Annotated in this window: 19 protein-coding genes and 1 other RNA gene; 13 read left to right on the plus strand and 7 right to left on the minus strand. The window is 66.6% G+C overall.

Going from position 1 to position 18083, the window contains the following annotated elements; translation table 11 throughout:
• The first annotated feature begins 17 nt into the window (after positions 1-17).
• The 6 genes from AZOLI_RS11390 to AZOLI_RS32485 all read left to right on the plus strand — a co-directional run bounded on the left by AZOLI_RS11390 (position 18) and on the right by AZOLI_RS32485 (position 5659).
• Positions 18-740 carry a DUF484 family protein gene (locus AZOLI_RS11390; protein WP_014248790.1) on the plus strand — a complete coding sequence of 241 codons (723 nt, stop codon included), beginning with the start codon at positions 18-20 and terminating at the stop codon, positions 738-740.
• Positions 737-1687: a tyrosine recombinase XerC gene (locus AZOLI_RS11395; RefSeq protein ID WP_014248791.1), complete on the plus strand. Its 951-nt coding sequence runs from the start codon at positions 737-739 to the stop codon at positions 1685-1687. The genes AZOLI_RS11390 and AZOLI_RS11395 overlap by 4 nt, the downstream gene beginning before the upstream one ends.
• Positions 1688-2030: 343 nt before the next feature.
• A complete protein-coding gene (locus AZOLI_RS11400; protein ID WP_014248792.1) occupies positions 2031-4178 on the plus strand; it encodes a methyl-accepting chemotaxis protein in 2148 nt (715 codons plus the stop codon).
• Positions 4179-4305: 127 nt separating this feature from the next.
• Positions 4306-4713, plus strand: coding sequence for a hypothetical protein (locus AZOLI_RS33060; protein ID WP_014248793.1), 408 nt, complete (start codon positions 4306-4308; stop codon positions 4711-4713).
• The gene (locus AZOLI_RS33815; protein ID WP_014248794.1) at positions 4622-4822 is read left to right on the plus strand and encodes a nucleotidyl transferase AbiEii/AbiGii toxin family protein; all 201 of its coding nucleotides are present in this window, start codon (positions 4622-4624) and stop codon (positions 4820-4822) included. Before AZOLI_RS33060 ends, AZOLI_RS33815 begins: the two co-directional genes overlap by 92 nt.
• Positions 4823-4906: 84 nt before the next feature.
• Positions 4907-5659, plus strand: a complete 753-nt coding sequence (locus AZOLI_RS32485; protein WP_014248795.1) for a hypothetical protein — start codon at positions 4907-4909, stop codon at positions 5657-5659.
• 90 nt (positions 5660-5749) lie between these two features.
• Here AZOLI_RS32485 and lpdA read toward each other — a convergent pair whose 3' ends face one another.
• Entirely contained in the window at positions 5750-7147 is a 1398-nt protein-coding gene (gene lpdA / locus AZOLI_RS11410) for a dihydrolipoyl dehydrogenase (RefSeq protein WP_014248796.1), read from the minus strand.
• A 263-nt stretch (positions 7148-7410) separates the two neighbouring features.
• Here lpdA and AZOLI_RS11415 point away from each other — a divergent pair, with 263 nt between their 5' ends.
• Positions 7411-7569, plus strand: a complete 159-nt coding sequence (locus AZOLI_RS11415; RefSeq protein ID WP_014248797.1) for an entericidin A/B family lipoprotein — start codon at positions 7411-7413, stop codon at positions 7567-7569.
• 174 nt (positions 7570-7743) lie between these two features.
• Here AZOLI_RS11415 and AZOLI_RS11420 read toward each other — a convergent pair whose 3' ends face one another.
• The 4 genes from AZOLI_RS11420 to AZOLI_RS11435 form a co-directional block, all read right to left on the minus strand.
• Entirely contained in the window at positions 7744-8112 is a 369-nt protein-coding gene (locus AZOLI_RS11420) for a DUF6481 family protein (protein ID WP_014248798.1), read from the minus strand.
• Between the two features lie 230 nt (positions 8113-8342).
• Positions 8343-8552, minus strand: a complete 210-nt coding sequence (locus tag AZOLI_RS11425; RefSeq protein WP_014248799.1) for a cold-shock protein — start codon at positions 8550-8552, stop codon at positions 8343-8345.
• Positions 8553-8749: 197 nt separating this feature from the next.
• Complete coding sequence (gene rfaE1 / locus AZOLI_RS11430) at positions 8750-10195, minus strand: D-glycero-beta-D-manno-heptose-7-phosphate kinase (RefSeq protein WP_014248800.1); 1446 nt, start codon at positions 10193-10195, stop codon at positions 8750-8752.
• Between the two features lie 86 nt (positions 10196-10281).
• Positions 10282-10596: a hypothetical protein gene (locus tag AZOLI_RS11435; protein WP_014248801.1), complete on the minus strand. Its 315-nt coding sequence runs from the start codon at positions 10594-10596 to the stop codon at positions 10282-10284.
• Positions 10597-10755: 159 nt separating this feature from the next.
• Between AZOLI_RS11435 and AZOLI_RS11440 the strand changes: the two genes are divergently transcribed.
• The 3 genes from AZOLI_RS11440 (at position 10756) to AZOLI_RS11450 (ending at position 13408) form a co-directional block, all read left to right on the plus strand.
• The gene (locus AZOLI_RS11440) at positions 10756-12225 is read left to right on the plus strand and encodes a sensor histidine kinase (protein ID WP_014248802.1); all 1470 of its coding nucleotides are present in this window, start codon (positions 10756-10758) and stop codon (positions 12223-12225) included.
• A 119-nt stretch (positions 12226-12344) separates the two neighbouring features.
• Positions 12345-12533, plus strand: a complete 189-nt coding sequence (locus tag AZOLI_RS11445; protein ID WP_014248803.1) for a hypothetical protein — start codon at positions 12345-12347, stop codon at positions 12531-12533.
• 92 nt (positions 12534-12625) lie between these two features.
• Positions 12626-13408 (plus strand): methyltransferase domain-containing protein, encoded by a 783-nt coding sequence (locus AZOLI_RS11450; protein ID WP_014248804.1) that lies wholly within the window; start codon positions 12626-12628, stop codon positions 13406-13408.
• Positions 13409-13436: 28 nt separating this feature from the next.
• Here the strand turns inward: AZOLI_RS11450 and AZOLI_RS11455 are convergent, their stop codons facing one another.
• Together AZOLI_RS11455 and AZOLI_RS11460 are read right to left on the minus strand one after the other, a co-directional pair.
• Positions 13437-14060 (minus strand): ParA family protein, encoded by a 624-nt coding sequence (locus tag AZOLI_RS11455; protein ID WP_014248805.1) that lies wholly within the window; start codon positions 14058-14060, stop codon positions 13437-13439.
• An 11-nt stretch (positions 14061-14071) separates the two neighbouring features.
• On the minus strand, positions 14072-15676 hold the full coding sequence (locus AZOLI_RS11460; protein WP_014248806.1) for a CYTH and CHAD domain-containing protein: 1605 nt from the start codon (positions 15674-15676) through the stop codon (positions 14072-14074).
• A 293-nt stretch (positions 15677-15969) separates the two neighbouring features.
• On the opposite strand from AZOLI_RS11460, the gene AZOLI_RS11465 reads away from it, so the two are divergent.
• From AZOLI_RS11465 to ffs, 3 genes are all read left to right on the plus strand, one after another.
• The gene (locus AZOLI_RS11465) at positions 15970-17163 is read left to right on the plus strand and encodes a phosphoglycerate kinase (RefSeq protein WP_014248807.1); all 1194 of its coding nucleotides are present in this window, start codon (positions 15970-15972) and stop codon (positions 17161-17163) included.
• Between the two features lie 200 nt (positions 17164-17363).
• The gene (locus tag AZOLI_RS11470; RefSeq protein WP_014248808.1) at positions 17364-17750 is read left to right on the plus strand and encodes a hypothetical protein; all 387 of its coding nucleotides are present in this window, start codon (positions 17364-17366) and stop codon (positions 17748-17750) included.
• A gap of 208 nt (positions 17751-17958) precedes the next feature.
• Positions 17959-18056: signal recognition particle sRNA small type (gene ffs, locus AZOLI_RS30815), an RNA gene on the plus strand.
• Positions 18057-18083 lie beyond the last annotated feature (27 nt).

Consider the following 18083-nt stretch of genomic DNA (forward strand, 5'->3'; position numbering starts at 1 on the left):
GGCGGGCCGGAGCGATCATGGCCGACAGGGGCCGCGAACCGGGCCACAGCCCGCACCGGACGACCACGCTCTCTTCGGAGGAAGTGCGCGCCTATCTGCGGAGCCACCCGGACTTCCTGGCCCAGAACGCCGATCTGGTCCACCACCTGACCCCGCCGTCGGTCGACCGCGGGCGTGGGGTGGTGGACCTCCAGGCCTTCATGGTCGACCGGCTGCGCGCCGAGGTCCGCACCCTCAAGGACCAGCAGCGCGAGCTGATCGGCACCAGCCGGGCCAACCTGAACAGCCAGAACCGCATCCATGCCGCGGTGCTGTTCCTGCTCGACGCCCAGAGTTTCGAGCAGCTGATCCAGACCATCACCACCGACCTCGCGGTCCTTCTCGACCTCGATGTCGCCTGTCTGGTCATCGAATCCAACGGCACCGACATTCCCCATGTCCACCGCTCCGGCGTGCGGGTGGTGGAGCCGGGCGCCATCGCCGACCGGCTGGGCCGCGCCGACGTGGTGCTGAACACCGACATCCAGGGCGATCCCGAGATCTACGGTCCCGGCGCCGGCCTCGTCCGGTCGGAGGCGCTGATCCGCATCCAGGTCTCCAGCGAGACGCCCGACGGCCTGCTCGCCTTCGGCAGCCGCGAGCCAGACACCTTCCACAGCGGCCAGGGCACCGAACTGGTCGGCTTCCTCGCCCGCGTGATCGAGCGGGTGATCCGCGGCTGGCTGGAGCTGCCGGCGTGAGCGAACCTGTTTTGGGGTTTTCCGCCAGGTCGGACGTCCAGGACGTGCTGGCCCACTGGCGGCGCTGGATGGAAAGCGAGAAGGCGGTCTCCCCTCACACCCTGTCGGCCTACACCGCCGACGTTGCCGAGTTCCTGCGCTTCCTCACCGAATTCCACGGCGGCACCCCGCCCTCGCTGAACGACCTGGGCGACCTGAAGGCGGCGGATTTCCGCGCCTGGATGTCCCGGCTGGCGATGGACGGGCTGGTCGGGGCCAGCCGCGCCCGCAAGCTGGCGGCGGTGCGCAACCTGTTCCGCTGGCTGGACCGCAGCGGCTGCCTGCACAATCCCGCCGTCGCCACGCTCGCCACGCCGAAGGTCAAGCGCCCCGCCCCGCGCCCGCTGACCGAGATCGACGCCGACCGCCTGCTGGAGGAGGCCGAGCGCGACCGCGAGGAGCCCTGGATCGGCAAGCGCGACCGCGCGCTGTTCACCCTGCTCTACGGCTGCGGTCTGCGCATTTCGGAGGCGCTGGGACTGGCCCGAAAGGACGCGCCGCTGACCGACACGCTGCGCGTGACCGGCAAGGGCCGCAAGGACCGCATGATCCCCGTCCTGCCGGCCGTGACCGAGGCGGTGCGCGCCTATATCGAGTCCTGCCCCTTCACGCTGGCGCCCGACGGTCCGCTGTTCGTCGGCACCCGCGGCGGCCGGCTGAACGCCAGCGTTGCCCAGCACCAGATGCAGAAGCTGCGCGCTCTGATGGGCATGCCGGACAGCGCCACCCCGCACGCCCTGCGGCATAGTTTCGCGACCCACCTTTTGGCGGATGGCGGCGACCTGCGCGCCATCCAGGACCTGCTCGGCCACGCCTCGCTCTCCACAACCCAGCGTTATACGGACGTGGAGAACGAGCAGCTGATGAACGTATACCGCAACGCCCATCCCCGGGCGCGGAAGGGCTGAGCCCTCTCCTGCTCCCCAACCCCTTGTGCATACTGAGGTATTCAGTTCGCACCCACTCCAGCCGCAGTCCGCTCCCTTCCGGGGGAGCGATCCAAGGGCGCAACAAAGAACCTCTGCAGGGTTACTGTATTTCGATTGCAGATGCTTTCAATAGTTCGCAGATCACACAAAACAAAATTGCCGCTCATCACCGAACTAATACTTAAGCATTGTAGGGGTGGGCGTATCCCTCATTTCTTGTTAAACTTTCATTAACTTCAAAAATCGAGAGTCATATCCAGTCGCGCAGCGAAAGACTGGGGGGACTCCTATGCAAACAAAATCTATCCAAACGAAGATAGCCATGCTGTCGGGCATGTGTCTGGCGGGCACCGTCGCCGTGCTCGTCGGCTTCGGCATCCTGTCGACACGTTCGAGCAACGAGTTCGTAACCGGGAATGTCGAGCGGATCCTCGAAAGCAAGACGACCGAATCCCTGCAGAATCTCGCCGCCACCCAAGCTGGCCTGCTGCGGTCGGAGTTCGACACCGCGCTGAACGCCGCCCGCACCATGGCCGGCAGTTTCGCCAGCCTCGCCGACGACGCGGCGCCCGGACATGTCGAGCGGGAGCGGCGGCGCGACGCCTTCAACGGCGTGCTTCTGTCGGTCCTCAAGCAGAACCCGCTGTTCAACGGCACCTATTCGGCATGGGAGCCCAACGCTCTCGATGGCCGGGACGAGGAGTTCCGCAACCGCCGCGATACCGGAACCGACGCCACCGGCCGCTTCATTCCCTATTGGAACCGCGACCAGAAGGGCCACGTCGCCATGCAGCCCCTGGTCGAGTATGACAGCCGCGAGCGCCATCCCAACGGCGTCATGAAGGGCGGCTGGTACATCGGCCCGCAGGAGCATGGGCGCGAAAGCGTTCTCGATCCGCTGCCCTACATCGTGCAGGGCAAGCAGGTCTTCCTGGCGACCCTGTCTGTGCCGATCGTCATCAACGGCAAGTTCCGCGGCGTGGCCGGCGCCGACTTCAACCTCGATTTCGTCCAGCAACTGTCGACCAAGGTCAGCGCCGCCGTGTTCAACGGCCGCAGCCAGGTGGTCATCATCAGCAACATGGGCCTGATCGTCGCCCACAGCGCGCGGCCCGACCTGATCGGGCAGCCGATCTCCACCTTCGACACCTCCTGGCAGGCCGATCTGGCGAATGTCCAGTCCGGCAAGGCCCATGTCGACGTCGAAGCTTCCACCAACATGCTGCGCAGCTTCGCCCCCATCACCTTGGGCAACACCGAGAAGCCGTGGGCGGTGCTGGTCCAGGTGCCGAAGGACATCGTGCTGGCCGACGGCATGGCGCTGTCCTCCGCGCTCGGCGAGCGCGCCAACTCCAACATCCTGTGGCAGGTCGCCGTCGGCGCCCTGGTCGCGCTTGGCGCCGTCGCGGTGATGTGGATTGTCGCCGGCGGCGTCGCCCGGCCGATCCGCGCCAGCGTCGCCTTCGCCGAGGGCATCGCCGCCGGCCGCTTCGACCAGACGCTCGACATCCGCCAGTCCGACGAGGTCGGCGCCCTGGCCGACGCCCTGCGCAAGATGCTGGCCGACCTGAAGCGGATGATCGACCAGCGGGCGGAGGATCAGGCCAAGGCCGACGCCGAACGCCGTGCCGCCATGCTGCAACTGGCCGACACCCTGGAAGCCCAGGTGATGAATGTGGTGGACGGCGTCGACCGGGCGGCCCGGTCGATGAACGGCACCGCCCAGACCATGACCGCCACCGCGACCCAGACCAGCCAGCAGGCCGGCGTGGTCGCCAACGCCTCCCAGGATGCCAGCAGCAACGTCCAGACGGTCGCCAGCGCCACCGAAGAACTGTCGGCCTCGATCCAGGAGATCGGCGAACGCGTCAACCGCTCCGCCCAGATCGCCCGCGAGGCGGTGGAGGCGGCCCAGCAGGCCAACGGGCAGGTGTTGAGCCTGACCGAGGCGGCGGAGAAGATCGGCACGGTGGTGCAGCTGATCCAGGACATCGCCAGCCAGACCAACCTGCTGGCGCTGAACGCCACCATCGAGGCCGCCCGCGCGGGCGAGGCCGGCAAGGGCTTCGCCGTGGTGGCGCAGGAGGTGAAGAGCCTCGCCAGCCAGACCGCCCGCGCGACGGAGGACATCGCCGGCCATGTCAGCGGCATGCAGCGCGTCACCGACGAGACCGCCAGCGCCATCAAGGGGATCGGCGGCATCATCGCCCAGATCGACGAGATCTCCACCGCCATCGCCGCCGCGGTGGAGGAACAGGGCTCCGCCACCGCCGAGATCGCCCGCAACGTCCAGCAGGCCGCCAGCGGCACCCAGGAGGTGACCAGGACCATCGCCGACGTCCGCAGCGCCGCCGTCGAGGCCGGCCATTCCGCCGAGAACGTCCTGTCGGTCTCCGGCCAGCTCGCCGGCGACGCCGGGCGCCTGCGCAGCGTGGTGAACGGCTTCCTGTCGACCATCCGCGCCGCCTGACCGGGCTGAACCGCAGAAGGGCTCCCCTGCCGGCCGGCGGGGGAGCCCTTTGCCGTCCACGGCTTCTCCGGATGTTGACGCTCCTCCCCCGTCTCCCCACACTGGATGCCGGAAACCGGAGGCGGAAATGTCGGATCTGACGCTGTCGGAGCGGGCGATGCGGGCCATCGCCCTCGTGCTGGGCACGATCAACGCCCCCCGCCCGGTTGCCATGGATGAGGCGACGCTGCTCGACTGCCTCGGCGCCGACCGCCCCGATCCCCGCTGGCGCCCGCACATCGAAGCCCTGTTCGACGAGGTGTCCATCGAAGCGCTGCACGATCTGGTGCTGGCCGGGGTGGTGGATTTCGACCAGCTGGACCGGGCCGCGCGCATATGGGGCATGACCGATGGACGAAACCACCCCTGGATCGAAGAAATGGCCGCCCTCACGCTGGCCTGCATTGCTCGCGGACGCCCTCCGTCTGCTTCGGTCGCTCCCGGACAAACCGCGCTGGAGCTTCGGCGGCGGCACGGCGCTGGCCGCGCAGTATGACCAGCGCGTCAGCTACGACATCGACATCTTCGTCCGTGACTCGGAGGTGCTGCGTGACCTGACCCCGGCACGCAATGCGGCGACCCGCGCGCTGCTGGCGGGACAGTAATGTAGTAGTGATTCCTTCGAATCTCCGCATGTAAGGCGCGGATACGCTGAGATCATATCAGATCCAATTTGAGAGGATAATAAAATGGTCGACAGATATGAGCTTATGTCTCCGGAGGATTATGAATCACTTCCGCTAGATGCAGAGGAAGCTTTTGCCGAAGCAGATAGAATATGCCTAAACAAAATGGCGCTGTTGATTGACCAAAATTCAAGTCAGGACTTTGATGAACTAGTTAGAACTAACTATGTATCAACCATGATAGGGCTCGCAAATGTATGTGGTCTATCTTCCATTATAGCAGCCGAGCCGGATCATCATGGATATGATACTTTTCAAAGATTTTCTATAGCTGTCAAGAAAGAGACAGCCAGGATAAGGTTCAAAAATCGAGGTCGTGCAAAAGAAAAATCTGTACTGCTCACGGATAACGCGAAATTCAAGATAAAGCACTACATCGATCGACTCCGATCATCAATCGAAGATTCCGATTTTTCGGATGAAAAGAAAAAATCCCTGTTAACTTCCCTATCTGACTTTGAAGAAGAGTTAAATAAGCCCCGCTTCAGCTATGCCGTTGGATTTATAATTTTAGTGACATTGGCCCAGACTGTAGGGGCAATGACAACAATTTTTGCCGATGGGGGAACAGCAATCACGAATATACTCAAAATAATTGGAAAAGATATTGAAACAGAGACTCATGCAGCACTGAGGCTTAGCTCTCAAACTAAAGCACTTCCTCCACCAATACGACAGAATAACGAGACTCCTTCAAGAGGCGCGACCGAGGAGAATCCAATAAGAGATAAAATTGATGAGGAGATACCATTCTAATACTTAAAGGTAACATCAGATAAAGAAACGCCCCCTCCCGCGCATGCGGGAGAGGGCGCTCGGCACCTGCATTCCGGGCGGACAGCCCAATCAGATGTGCAGCGGACGCCCGTCCACCGCCAGGGCCGCTTCCTTGACCGCCTCCGACAGAGTCGGATGGGCGTGGCAGGTGCGGGCGACGTCTTCGGCGGACGCGCTGAACTCCATGGCCAGGACCAGCTCGCCGATCATCTCCGACACGTTCGGGCCGATCATGTGGACGCCCAGCACCTGATCGGTGGAGGCATCCGACAGGATCTTCACGAAGCCGTCGGTGTTGCCACCGGCACGCGCGCGGCCGTTGGCGGTGAACGGGAACTTGCCGGTCTTGTAGGCGACGCCCGCGGCCTTCAGCTGCTCCTCGGTCTTGCCGACGGCGGCGACTTCCGGCCAGGTGTAGACGACGCCGGGGACGAGGTCGTGGTTGACGTGGCTCTTCTGGCCGGCCAGCTGCTCGGCCAGCGCCACGCCCTCTTCCTCGGCCTTGTGGGCCAGCATCGGGCCTTCCACCACGTCGCCGATGGCGTAGATGCCCGGCACGTTGGTCTGGAAATGGTGGTCGATCTTGACGCGCCCGCGCTCCAGCTCGACACCCACCGCCTCCAGGCCGAGGCCCTCGGTGTAGGGACGGCGGCCGATGGCGACCAGCACGGTGTCGGCCTCGATGGTCTGCGCCTCGCCGCCGGCGGCGGGCTCGACCGTCAGGGCCACGCCGGTCTCGGTCATCGACGCGCCGGTCACCTTGGTGCTCAGCTTGAAGTCCATGCCCTGCTTGGCGAAGATGCGCTGGGCCTGCTTCGACAGCTCGTTGTCCATGGTCGGCAAGACGCGGTCGAGATACTCGACCACCGTCACCTTGGCGCCCAGCCGGCCCCAGACGGAGCCCAGCTCCAGCCCGATCACGCCGCCGCCGATGACGACCAGATGCTTCGGCACCTCCGGCAGCGACAGGGCGCCGGTGGAGGACACCACGCGCTTCTCGTCGATGGCGATGCCCGGCAGCGGGGTCACGTCCGAACCGGTGGCGATGACGATCGCCTTCGACGCGGTGATTGTGCCGACGCCATCGACCTCGACGGTGTTCGGGGCGGTGATCTTGCCCGCACCCTTCAGCCAGGCGACCTTGTTCTTCTTGAACAGGAACTCGATGCCGCCGACGTTGTCCTTAACGACCTTGTCCTTGTGGGCCAGCATGCCCGGCAGGTCCAGCTCGACGCCGCCGACCTTGATGCCGAACTTGGCGAGGCCGTGGGCCGCTTCCTCGAACTTCTCCGACGCCGCCAGCAGAGCCTTGGACGGGATGCAGCCGACATTCAGGCAGGTGCCGCCCAGCGTCCCCCGCTTCTCGACGCAGGCGACCTTGAAGCCGAGCTGCGCCGCGCGGATCGCGCAGACATACCCGCCGGGGCCGCCGCCGATCACAACGACGTCAAAAGTGCTTTCAGCCATGAGAGGCTTTCCTTTCGCCATTCTTGCTCGTTGCCAAAAGCCGTCCCATCCAGCGGGGAGGGCGCGCGGGATCTTCCGCGGGGCGATTTATGCCCGCGCTTACGCCCGGTGGCAACGGGACACTTCGTCTCTGGGGCTGCGGACGATGCCCAAGCGAAGGGCACCCCTTTTGCGCAAGCCCCCTCCCCCAACGGATCGGGAAACCTTTACGGCTCCGCTTGCGTTCCAGTGGACATCACACAGCCACCGCAACGGAGACCGCCATGACCACCGTCAAGAAGTTCGCCCTGCTCGCCGTGCTGGGCACGCTGCTGGGCACCACGCTCGCCGCCTGCAACACCATGGAAGGCGCCGGCCAGGACGTGCAGGCCGGCGGCCGCGCCATCGAGCGGGGCGCCGACAACGTCCAGAAGAAGATGTGAGTCGGTAGCCGGCACGGCTCCGGCAACCGATCCACCCGGAGCCGACAATGAAAAAGCCATGGCCCCCATGCGTTCGATCCGAACCGCATGGAAGCCATGGCTTTGTTCAACGACCGCTTTGTTCAACGGTCGGATTCGCGGTTCAGTCCGATTTCCGACTTTCCGCGATCCGATTCAGCGGCTCCTGGCCTTGCGGGCGGCATAGCGGGCGTCACGGGCGGCTTTCGCCTCCGCTGCCATCGCCACCTGACGCTTGGCCTGCTCGGCCAGTTCCTGAACCGCCAGCGCCTCGCGGGCGGCAAGTTCGGCCTGTTCGGCCTGCAACACTTCCTGTTCGGCAGCCTTGCGGGCTTCGCGCGCCGCATTGCGTTCGGCCTCGCGGGCCTCACGGGCGACGCGGATGGCCCGCCGCGCCTCTTCGCGCTCGGCGAAGACCGGATCGTTCACACCGGGTTGCGCCTTGAACTTTTCCAGCAGAGCCTTTTTCGCGCCGGCGGCAGCACTCAGACGCTCCGAAAGCCCTGCATTCTTAAAGCCGTTCATATCCATCCATCTCGTGATTTCGGTCGTGATTTGGCCGCGCCCGCAGGCAGGCCATCAAGCAAGTCCCGTATCGGGCAGGGCCACCGAAGGCGGCGAAGCGGCGCCAGGGATAAGCGATCCCGGCTGCGGCGCTCCCGATTTCCGGCCCGATTTCCGGCCCGATTTCCGGCCCGATTTCCGGTACGAAAAAGGGCGGCCTGAGCCGCCCTTCCTCTTCAAACCCGTTGCGCTCAGAGCGCGCGCAGGTTCTCGGCCGCAACCTTGCCGCGGCGCGGATCGCGAATAGCATCGAAGGACAGCTTCTGGCCTTCACCGAGGTTGGCGATCCCGGCGCGCTCGACCGCGGAGATGTGGACGAACACGTCGGCCGTGCCGTCTTCCGGCTGAATGAAGCCAAAGCCCTTGGTCGAATTGAAAAACTTGACGGTTCCGATAGCCATGGGTCAGTTCCCTTCCTGGCGTTGCCCTGCGCGAGGGTGCGCAGGTGCATCAATTCACTTCGGGAAAGAGACCCAGATCCGTGTGACGGATCGGAATAGCAAAGCCCAGAGCAACGTCGACCGCTCACAGGTAGGGTGCGCGGCGGCCGCTTACAAGTGACAATCGGCGTCGGACCGTGACGCCCGCCCCGATTGTCTCAGCCCTTCATGCGCTTGATGGTGTTGGTCGTGCTCTGGCCCTGGACCAGATCGGCCAGCACCACTTTTCCGCCATAGCTCTGGACGAAATCCGCCCCCACCACGGTCGCGATGGTGTAATCGGCCCCCTTGACCAGCACGTCCGGGCGCAGGGTGCGGATCAGGGTTTCCGGCGTGTCCTCGCCGAAGATCACCACCAGATCGACGCAGCCCAGCGAGGCCAGCACCGTGGCGCGGGCCGTCTCGTTCTGCACCGGCCGGCTTTCGCCCTTCAGCCGCTTCACCGAGTCGTCGCTGTTCAGCCCGACCACCAGAACGTCGCAGGCCGCCCGCGCCTGTTTCAGCAGCGCGATATGGCCGGGGTGCAGCAGGTCGAAGCAGCCGTTGGTGAAGCCCACGCGCTTGCCGCGCAGCCGCCAGCGCTCCGCCCGTTCGGCCGCGGTGTCGCGGGTCGCCACCTTCTCCTCTCCCTGACGCCATTCCTGCTCGTGCAGGCCGGCCAGCAGCTCGGCCGAGCGCACCACCGCGGTGCCGACCTTGCCGACCACGATGCCGGCCGCCAGATTGGCCAGCCGCGCCGAGTCCACCAGATCGATCCCCACCGACAGCGCGGCGGTCAGCGTCGCCACCACGGTGTCGCCGGCACCCGAGACGTCGAACACCTCGCGCGCCTCGGCCGGCAGATGCACCGCGTCCCCGGCCGTGACCACCGACATGCCCTGTTCGCTGCGGGTGGCGACGACGGCGCCGATGCCGCAGGTGGCGATCAGGTGGCGGGCGGCGGCGATCACCTCCTCGTCCGTCCGCGCCGGCAGGCCGGTGGCCTCCATCAGCTCCTTGCGGTTGGGTGTCACGATGTCGGCGCCGCGATAGCGGCGGTAGTCGCGCCCCTTGGGGTCGACCACCACCGTGCGCCCGGCGTCCCGCGCGGCGGCGATCACCGCCGTCACCAGATCGTCGGTCAGCACGCCCTTGCCGTAGTCGGACAGGATGACGCCTCCCACGTCGGGCAACAGCTCGCGCACCCGCTCCAGAACGCGGTCGGCGACGGTGATCGGCACCACCGTCTCGATGTCCGTGCGGAGAAGCTGCTGCTGGCCGGCGATGAAGCGGGTCTTCACCGTGGTCTGGCGTCCGTCCTCGATGACGATTGCGCCGTCGCTGACGCCCTCGCGCCGCAGCAGGGCCAGCAGGTCGGTGCCGATGCCGTCGCGCCCGACCACCGAGACGAAGCGGCAGGCCGCCTCCAGCGCCACGAGGTTGGCGGCGACATTGCCGGCGCCACCCAGCTTGGGCACATCGCGGTCCACGCGCAGGACAGGGATCGGCGCCTCCGGCGAAACCCGGTCCACCGAACCATAGACGAAACGGTCGAGCATCACGTCGCCAAGGCACAGCACGTTGGCGCGCGACAGGGAGTCGATGTGACGGGCAAGGTCGCTCATGGCGCCTGTCTTACCAACGCCAAAGCGGTAACGCCAGTGGACAAAGTTGGCCCGCGGCCCCTCGGCCGGACTCCGGCAGCAGCCAATCAGGAAAAAGCCGGGACATCGCGGCGCAGATCGCCGGTCCCGCGGGAGAAGATCAGGGTGATCATCCCCTTCAGCTCCGCTGTCGCGCTCTCCACGGACGCCGGCTCGACCGCCAATCCGGCGGCGGCGAGCGAGCGCTCGAAGGCGGCGACCCGGTCGCCCGGCAGCTCGAAGCGGACGGTCGCCATGGCATCCGAGAACAGCGTGTGATCGACGATCCAGCCGCCGGCCGCCGCCAGCGCATCGGCGACCGCGGTCAAGGCCGCGTTGCGGTCGATGGCGACCACCGCCTCGTACTTCAAGAACGCCTGCATCGTCGGGTCCCACCGTTCCATCGCCCTGCGATATCCACACCGCGGACGGCATCCTGGTGTACTAGAGAACGGCCATCCCGCGGAAGCCCCGCTCAACCGCGCAGGGACAAACCGGCACAAGCAAACCGGCATTCGCAAACCGGCATAAGGCGAGCCACCATGCCCCGTTCCAGCGTCGCGTCCAGCCTGTCGGCCAAGCTGCTGCTGCTCACCATCCTGTTCGTGCTGCTGGCGGAGGTGCTGATCTACACCCCCTCCATCGCCCGCTTCCGCATGAGCTACCTGGAGGAGCGGCTGGCCGCCGCCCACATCGCGGCATTGTCGGTGGAGGCCGCCCCGGACCTGATGGTGACGAAGGAGTTGCAGGCCAAGCTGCTGGCCTACACCGGCACCCATGTCATCGACCTGATCCAGCCGGGCGCGCGGGTCTACATGCTGTCGCGCCCGATGCCGCCGCAGGTCGATGCCGTGTACGACCTGCGCAACACCGGCATGGGCATGCAGATCGTCGATGCCGGCCACGCCCTGCGTCTTGCCTTCGAAGGCGCCTTCGGCTCGCCGGGCAACCGGGTGATCCGGGTGATCGACCGCTCGCCCAACGACCCCGCCCAGCGTGTCGAGGTGACGATGGACGAGCGGCCGCTGATCGATGCGATGGTGGAGTTCTCCCGCCGCATCCTGGCGGTGTCGGTCGCCATCTCGCTGATCGCGGCGATCCTGGTCTATTTCACGCTCCATGCCCTGCTGGTGCGGCCGATGCGGCGGCTGACCGCCGAGGTCGTCGCCTTCCGCCGCGACCCCGACGGCGCCCCGCCGCTGGTGCCGGGCCGCCGCCGCGACGAGATCGGGGTGGCGGAACGCGAGCTCGCCGCCATGCAGGGCACGGTGCGCGCCGCCCTGCGCCAGCGCGAACGGCTGGCCACGCTGGGCACCGCGGTGGCGAAGATCAACCACGATTTGCGCGGCATCCTGTCCACCGCCTCCCTCCTGTCCGAACGGCTGACGGAGAGCGCGGATCCGGAGGTGCGGCGGGTGACGCCGCGGCTGCTCGCCTCGCTCGACCGGGCGGTGGAGCTGTGCGGCCAGACGCTGTCCTTCACCCGCGACGGCGTCCTGCCGCTGTCGCCTGAGCCGGCCGACCTGCAGCATGTGGCGGAGGAGGCCGGCGCGGAGGTGCTCGCCACCGTCCACCCCGACGGCGGACGGGTCGAAGCGGAATGGATCAACGACATCCCCGCCGGCACGCTGGCGCCGGTGGATGCGGGACAGCTTGGCCGCGCGCTCGTCAATCTCGGCCGCAACGCGGTGCAGGCCGGCGCCGGCCGGGTGCGGATCGCCGCCCGGACGGGGCCCGCGGGCCTGCTGACCCTGACGGTCGCCGACGACGGGCCGGGCCTTGCCCCGCGGGCGCGGGAGAACCTGTTCCAGCCCTTCGCCGGTTCCGCCCGGGCCGGCGGTATCGGCCTCGGCCTCGCCATCGCGCGGGAGGTGCTGCGCGCCCATGGCGGGGAACTGCGGCTGGTGCGCAGCGATGCGGCCGGAACGGTCTTCGCGCTTGACATACCGCAAGGCAACACGGAAACCGATCCGGTAGATGGTGCAGGGCACAAGTCGTTTGTGTCGCATTGATTCCGCGGGGTCCGTCCCGCAGAATCCCTTCAATGACGAAGCGTTCGCGGGAAGCCCGGCGGGGCGGGAGGCGGGCGCTTTCCCTCTGACAACGCCTTGTTCTGAAAGGACTTCGGGACGTGAAAGCCTTCTCTTACTGGGTCAATTCCATCCTCGCCGGCATCATGGCGTTCGTCGGTCTGCTCGCCTCTTCGCGCGCGGCGGACGATGCGTTCGCCATCGGTGGCCTGATCGTCTTCCTCGGCTGCGTGCTTTTCATCTTCGCGTCGATCGGCCGTTATTTCGACCGTATGGGCTCCGCCCACTGACCTGAAGGGGCTTCCATCTGCGGAGTCCCGACGGTCGACGCGAAGGCTTGAGGGCATGAGCCCAACAAAGCGGGTGCCACATGACACACAGCATGGCATGGGACCCTGACGCCTTCGCGACGCTCGATGTCCTGCGCCGCCGTCCCGTCATCGATCTGACGGCGGCGCTTCCCTCCTCTCTCTCACCGCGCTCGGTCGTCGATCTCGGCTGCGGTGCCGGGCAACTGTCCCGGCTGCTGGCCGCGCGCTGGCCCCAGGCCGACGTGCTGGCGGTCGACCAGTCGCGGGCGATGCTGCGCTGGGCCGGCGACACGCCGTCGCCCGTGCGCTATCTCCACGCCGACCTGGCGGTCTGGCGCCCGCACTGGCCGACGGATCTCGTCATCTCGGCCGGCGGGCTTCAGCATGTGGCCGGGCATGACCGGCTGTTTCCGGAATTGTTGCAATCGCTCGGCCCCGGCGGCGTGCTGGCCGTCGCCCTGCCCCGCCCGCAGAACCAGACCACCCACAGCCTGCTTCTGGAAACCGCCGCCGACGGCCCCTGGGCGGACCGGTTGCATGGCGCCTGGCCCGCGGCTCCGCTGACCGAGGGCAGGGGTTACGATGTCCAGGACTATTACGACTGGCTCGGCCGGGAAGGAGCCTCCATCGAGCTGTGGGAGACCGAGTATTTCCACGTCCTCGACGGCGACGTACCGCTTGTGCAATGGCTGCATCAGGCGGCACTGGCGCCGGTGATGGATCGGCTGACCGGCCCCGAACTCGACCGCTTCCTCGCCGCCTACCGCCGCCGTCTGGAGGCCGCCTATCCGGAGCATTCCAGCGGCAACACGCTGATCCCGACCAAATGGCTGTTCGTGGTGGTGCGGGTGTAGGGGAGGCCGCACTGCAGCCCCCCCGCCATCAAACCCCGTCGATGTAGCTCAGCAGCGGCTGCCAGTCGCCGCGATGCTCGGCGGCGCGCTTGCCCGGCATGTCGAACAGGCTGAGGCCGCTTTCGGCCGCGTCGGCGTAAATCTGGCTGTCACGCAGGCGGGTCACCACCTGATGGCCGATACCGCCGAGAAAGCGGTCCAGCCGGTCGGCAGCCCTGGTGCGGGCGCGCATGCGGTTGCCGACCACCGCCACCGTGGTCTTCTTCTTCGCGATGCGTTTCAGTTCGTCGAGCTTGGTGAGGAAGCGTTGCGTCGCCTGCTCGTCGAACGCGCCGGGCAGAACCGGCAGCACGACAATGTCGGCCATCTTCACCAGATCCTCGATCTGCTTGGTCTTCAGCGCGGCGGGCGCGTCGATCACCAGCCGCTTGGTGCCGCGCGGCGCATCGGAGAAGTCCTTGGCCCAGTCGAGCCCGACCAGCGCCGGCGCCTGTCCCGGCCGGCGCTCCAGCCAGCCGAGCGAGGAGTGCTGACGGTCCACGTCGGCCAGCACGGTGGGCAGGCCCGCTGCGGCGGACGCGGCGGCGAGATGGGTGGCGACGGTCGTCTTGCCGCAGCCGCCCTTGATGTTGGCGACGAGGATCGTGAGCATGGCTGCGGACTCTACACCGCAGTATCCGGCTTCGACCAGAAATGCTTGGTGTCGATGAAATCATGCCACAGGGCGACCAGCGCCGCTTCGGTGTCGGCGACGCCGCGGGCATGCCAACCGATGACGATGCCGGCCGCGCGCGGCTCGCCGGGGGCGGAGCGGCTGCCGTCGTCGTGCAGTTCGTGCAAAAGCCGCGTCGCCGTTGCCACGTCGTTCAGATGCCCCAGCGCGTCCTGGAAGGCGGCGAGCTGCTGGATATAGCGGCGCACCGGCTTGTCGTCATACAGGCTGCGGAAGAACTCCACGGCATAGCGCAGCTTCTTCAAGGCGATTCGCAGCTGGTGGCGCTGGGCCACCGGCAGATGGGCGAAGCCGTGGCCGGCCCGCTTGGCCTTCTTGTGGCGCTTGTTCAGCAGATGGTCGGCCAGCCCGATCACCGGCTGGAACAGCCGCACCGATTCCTCGCTGACCGGCTGGTCGCGCCAGCCGCGCTTCTCCACCCAGCTGCCGACGCCGAGCAGGAAGGCGGTGTAGCGGTCCGACCGGATCGCCTCGCGCACGCCCTCATAGGCGCGCAGCCGCTTGGCCTCGGCCGCGGCGGCCAGCGTGTCGAGATCCTCGACCGCCGAGCGGCCATGCCCGTCGGCCTTGTGGAAGGCATCGCGCACCGGGGCCAGCAGCTCCTCGCCGAACACGTCCCAGTCGCGCGCCGGCCCCAGGCTGCCGGCCAGCCATTTGATTTCGCCGACCAGCCACAGATACTGCACGGCCGGAATGAAGGGCCGGAACAGCGCGATGGCCGAGCGGAGCCGGCGCAGCGCGACGCGCATCTGGTGCACGCCCTCCGGATCCTCGCCGGCCAGCGTCACCGCCTCGTTCGCGACCATGTGGGCGAGGCAGGCGCGCACGATGCGGGCAACCGCCCCTTCCACCGTCGTCTCGGGGTCGAGCAGCAGCTTTTCCGCCTTCAGCGCCTTGTCGGCGGCGCCATTCGCCAGCGCGTGGCCACGCTCCGCCTTGCTGCGCATCTCCAGCCGCAGCGGCGCCGCCTTCGTCAATTCCTGCGCCAGATCGTAGAGCGCGGCGGGCGGGCCGCTCTTCAGCTCCAGCTCCACCTCGCAGAGGTCGCTCGACCGGCCGTCGGGCAGCTGGATGCGGCCGCGGTCGAAGGCGACCTCGATGGAGGCTGCACCATCCCCTTCGCCCAGCGTCACATCCTGGATCGTGCGTTCGACGACCGAGGTGAAGACCGGCTGCAGCTCCGATTCGCCGAGCGTGCCCAGCAGCTCGATTGCGGCGGCGTCGGTGATCAGCGTCAGGTCGGGTGCGGCGGAGGTCACCGCGCATTCCCATTCCCCGCGCCCCAGCCCGTCCTCGTCCGGTGCGGACTTGACCGTCTGGACATAGCCGTCGCCGGTCTTGCGCACCCGCAACGTCACCTTGCGCGCGGCGAGCCGGCGGTCTTCGGTGTCGTAATAGGTGCTTTCCAGGGTCTTCGCCGTTGCCGGTCCGGTCGTCCGGTCCGCAATGGCGGGAGAGGCACGCAGCGTGTCGAAGTCTTCAGGCTTCGCCGCCAGCTTCAATTCCGTCTCGCGGTTGATGTCCGCCTCAGCCATCGCCTGCGCTTCAACCCCCGTTTTGCGGCCCACTGGCCTACAGTTGGGTGTTTGCACAGGCAATGGACAGGGTCAAGTTACGGAAATGTTGCAGAAACCCGAGGTTGCAACACCCTCCGCCCCCGCCTGTTTCTTTCGCTCGCAGCGCTTTGACAGGGTTTGCAGGGTCAATATGCCCCATTTCACCCACCCTTGGGGCGTTGCAATGCGGTCGGCGCTGTGATTGGGTTCCGGCAAATCGACCGAGGGCCGATCCCGGACGGGAAACGGCCATTATAAGGGGAAGTGTGAAGATGACCGATTTCAACACGATCGACGACCTCGAGGTCAGCGGCAAGACGGTGCTGGTGCGCGCCGACCTGAACGTCCCGATGCAGGACGGCAAGGTGTCCGACACCACCCGCATCGACCGCCTCGCCCCGACCCTGAAGGAACTGTCCTCCAAGGGCGCCAAGGTCGTCGTCCTGTCGCATTTCGGTCGCCCGAAGAACGGCCCGGACGCCAAGAACTCCTTGCGCAACGTGCTGGACGCGCTCAGCGCCGCCGTCGGCCAGAAGGTCGCCTTCGCCGAGGATTGCGTCGGCGACAAGGCGAAGGAGGCCATCGCCAAGGTGCATGACGGCGCCATCGTGCTGCTGGAGAACACCCGCTTCCACGCCGAAGAGGAAAAGAACGACCCGGCTTTCGCCAGGCAGATGGCCGATCTGGGCGACATCTACGTCAACGACGCCTTCTCCGCCGCCCACCGCGCCCATGCCTCGACCGAGGGCGTCGCCCGCCTGCTGCCGAACGCCGCCGGCCGCCTGATGGAGGCCGAGTTGAAGGCGCTGACGCTCGCGCTGGAGAAGCCGGAGCGCCCGGTCGCCGCCGTCGTCGGCGGTGCGAAGATCTCGACCAAGCTGGAACTGCTCGGCAACATGGTCCGCAAGGTGGATCTGCTGGTGCTGGGCGGCGGCATGGCCAACACCTTCCTGTTCGCCCAGGGCACCGACGTCGGCGCCTCGCTGTGCGAGAAGGACATGGCCGACCAGGCCCGCGCCATCATGGCGACCGCCAAGGAAGCCAACTGCGAGATCCTGCTGCCGAAGGACTTCGTCGTCGCCAAGGAGTTCAAGGCCGGCGCCGCCAACCGCGTGGTGGCCTTCGACGCCATCGGCCCGGACGAGATGGCTCTCGACATCGGCCCGGCGACGGTGGAGTTCCTGGGCGTGAAGCTGCAGGGCGCCAAGACCGTCGTGTGGAACGGCCCGCTCGGCGCCTTCGAGATTCAGCCCTTCGACGCCGGCACCAACGCGGTTGCCGGTCTGGTCGCCGCCCGCACCGAGGCCGGCGGCCTGCTGTCGGTCGCCGGCGGCGGCGACACCGTCGCGGCGATGGCCCATGCCGGGGTCGAGGACAAGTTCACCTACGTCTCCGCCGCCGGCGGCGCCTTCCTGGAATGGCTGGAAGGCAAGGAACTGCCGGGTGTCGCGGCACTGAAGAAGTAAATTTCGCCCGGTCCAATGGGTTCGCAAAGGGGGCGTCAAGGCGCCCCCTTTTTCGTTGATCCCGGACCTGGAGCCCAAAAGCCTCTGTGGCGGATTTCCGTGATCGGTCAATGGCTTTCCGGACTTTTTTCCTATTATTCCCCCAAACCGTTCGGCTTGCGGTAACCGAAAGACGTCAAACCTAACCGGAGACGTCATCCATGAAGACCGCTTTTGCCGCTTTCCTCGCTGCGCTGACCCTCGCCGCCACCGCCAATGCCGCGGAGCCGATCGGCGGGTCCTTCCTCTCGGCAGTCGATACCGTGGCCAACAAGACCCTGATCGCCGGTTCGACCAACACGAATGGACTCTACCTGCGCACCATCGCTGCCGAATGCGCCATGAATCTGACCGTGAATGTGGTTCCTCCCGGCACGAGTGCCGCTCCGCGGGCAATCGTCGCCTGTTCACCCAATTCCAGCACCATCAAGGGGGCAGCGACGCTTCCCAACCCGCTGTATGTGCCGGCAGGGTGGGCGGTTACGATCAACAGCTCGGCGGGCTATCAGTACAACCTTCACATGACCTACGACCTTGCCGGCCAATGATCCGGCAGAAATGCTCGGCGGACGGGGGAGGTGCCACGGCACCTCCTTTGCCAACATCCGGCCGAACGTGCCCAGCCCCCTTTAGGACCAATTATGGGCGGGACCATAAATTATAGTCCCAAAAATAATTGCCCATAGTCCGCTGCCGTCCCCGCACACGAACCGTTTCCCCTTGCATCCGCCCGTGCAAATGCCCATAACAGCGGCGGGAGACTGGCGTCGGACGAGTCCCTCGCCAACCCGGTCAGGTCCGGAAGGAAGCAGCCGCAACGAGTTACGGCTCGGGTCGTTCGTCCAGTCTCCCACCCTCTGCAAAAATTGCCAGCACGAAAC

The organism is Azospirillum lipoferum 4B (genome assembly GCF_000283655.1).
Classification (GTDB): Bacteria; Pseudomonadota; Alphaproteobacteria; order Azospirillales; family Azospirillaceae; genus Azospirillum; species Azospirillum lipoferum_C.

Excerpts from the sequence above, each read along its gene's own strand:
- AZOLI_RS11455 (WP_014248805.1), bottom strand. The coding sequence starts at position 14,060 with ATGCTCACGATCCTCGTCGCCAACATCAAGGGCGGCTGCGGCAAGACG.
- AZOLI_RS11420 (WP_014248798.1), bottom strand. The coding sequence starts at position 8,112 with ATGAACGGCTTTAAGAATGCAGGGCTTTCGGAGCGTCTGAGTGCTGCC.
- AZOLI_RS11415 (WP_014248797.1), top strand. The coding sequence starts at position 7,411 with ATGACCACCGTCAAGAAGTTCGCCCTGCTCGCCGTGCTGGGCACGCTG.
- AZOLI_RS11435 (WP_014248801.1), bottom strand. The coding sequence starts at position 10,596 with ATGCAGGCGTTCTTGAAGTACGAGGCGGTGGTCGCCATCGACCGCAAC.
- AZOLI_RS32485 (WP_014248795.1), top strand. The coding sequence starts at position 4,907 with ATGGTCGACAGATATGAGCTTATGTCTCCGGAGGATTATGAATCACTT.
- AZOLI_RS11450 (WP_014248804.1), top strand. The coding sequence starts at position 12,626 with ATGGCATGGGACCCTGACGCCTTCGCGACGCTCGATGTCCTGCGCCGC.
- AZOLI_RS11460 (WP_014248806.1), bottom strand. The coding sequence starts at position 15,676 with ATGGCTGAGGCGGACATCAACCGCGAGACGGAATTGAAGCTGGCGGCG.
- AZOLI_RS11465 (WP_014248807.1), top strand. The coding sequence starts at position 15,970 with ATGACCGATTTCAACACGATCGACGACCTCGAGGTCAGCGGCAAGACG.
- AZOLI_RS11400 (WP_014248792.1), top strand. The coding sequence starts at position 2,031 with ATGCTGTCGGGCATGTGTCTGGCGGGCACCGTCGCCGTGCTCGTCGGC.
- AZOLI_RS11390 (WP_014248790.1), top strand. The coding sequence starts at position 18 with ATGGCCGACAGGGGCCGCGAACCGGGCCACAGCCCGCACCGGACGACC.
- lpdA (WP_014248796.1), bottom strand. The coding sequence starts at position 7,147 with ATGGCTGAAAGCACTTTTGACGTCGTTGTGATCGGCGGCGGCCCCGGC.
- AZOLI_RS11425 (WP_014248799.1), bottom strand. The coding sequence starts at position 8,552 with ATGGCTATCGGAACCGTCAAGTTTTTCAATTCGACCAAGGGCTTTGGC.
- rfaE1 (WP_014248800.1), bottom strand. The coding sequence starts at position 10,195 with ATGAGCGACCTTGCCCGTCACATCGACTCCCTGTCGCGCGCCAACGTG.
- AZOLI_RS11440 (WP_014248802.1), top strand. The coding sequence starts at position 10,756 with ATGCCCCGTTCCAGCGTCGCGTCCAGCCTGTCGGCCAAGCTGCTGCTG.
- AZOLI_RS11470 (WP_014248808.1), top strand. The coding sequence starts at position 17,364 with ATGAAGACCGCTTTTGCCGCTTTCCTCGCTGCGCTGACCCTCGCCGCC.
- AZOLI_RS33060 (WP_014248793.1), top strand. The coding sequence starts at position 4,306 with ATGTCGGATCTGACGCTGTCGGAGCGGGCGATGCGGGCCATCGCCCTC.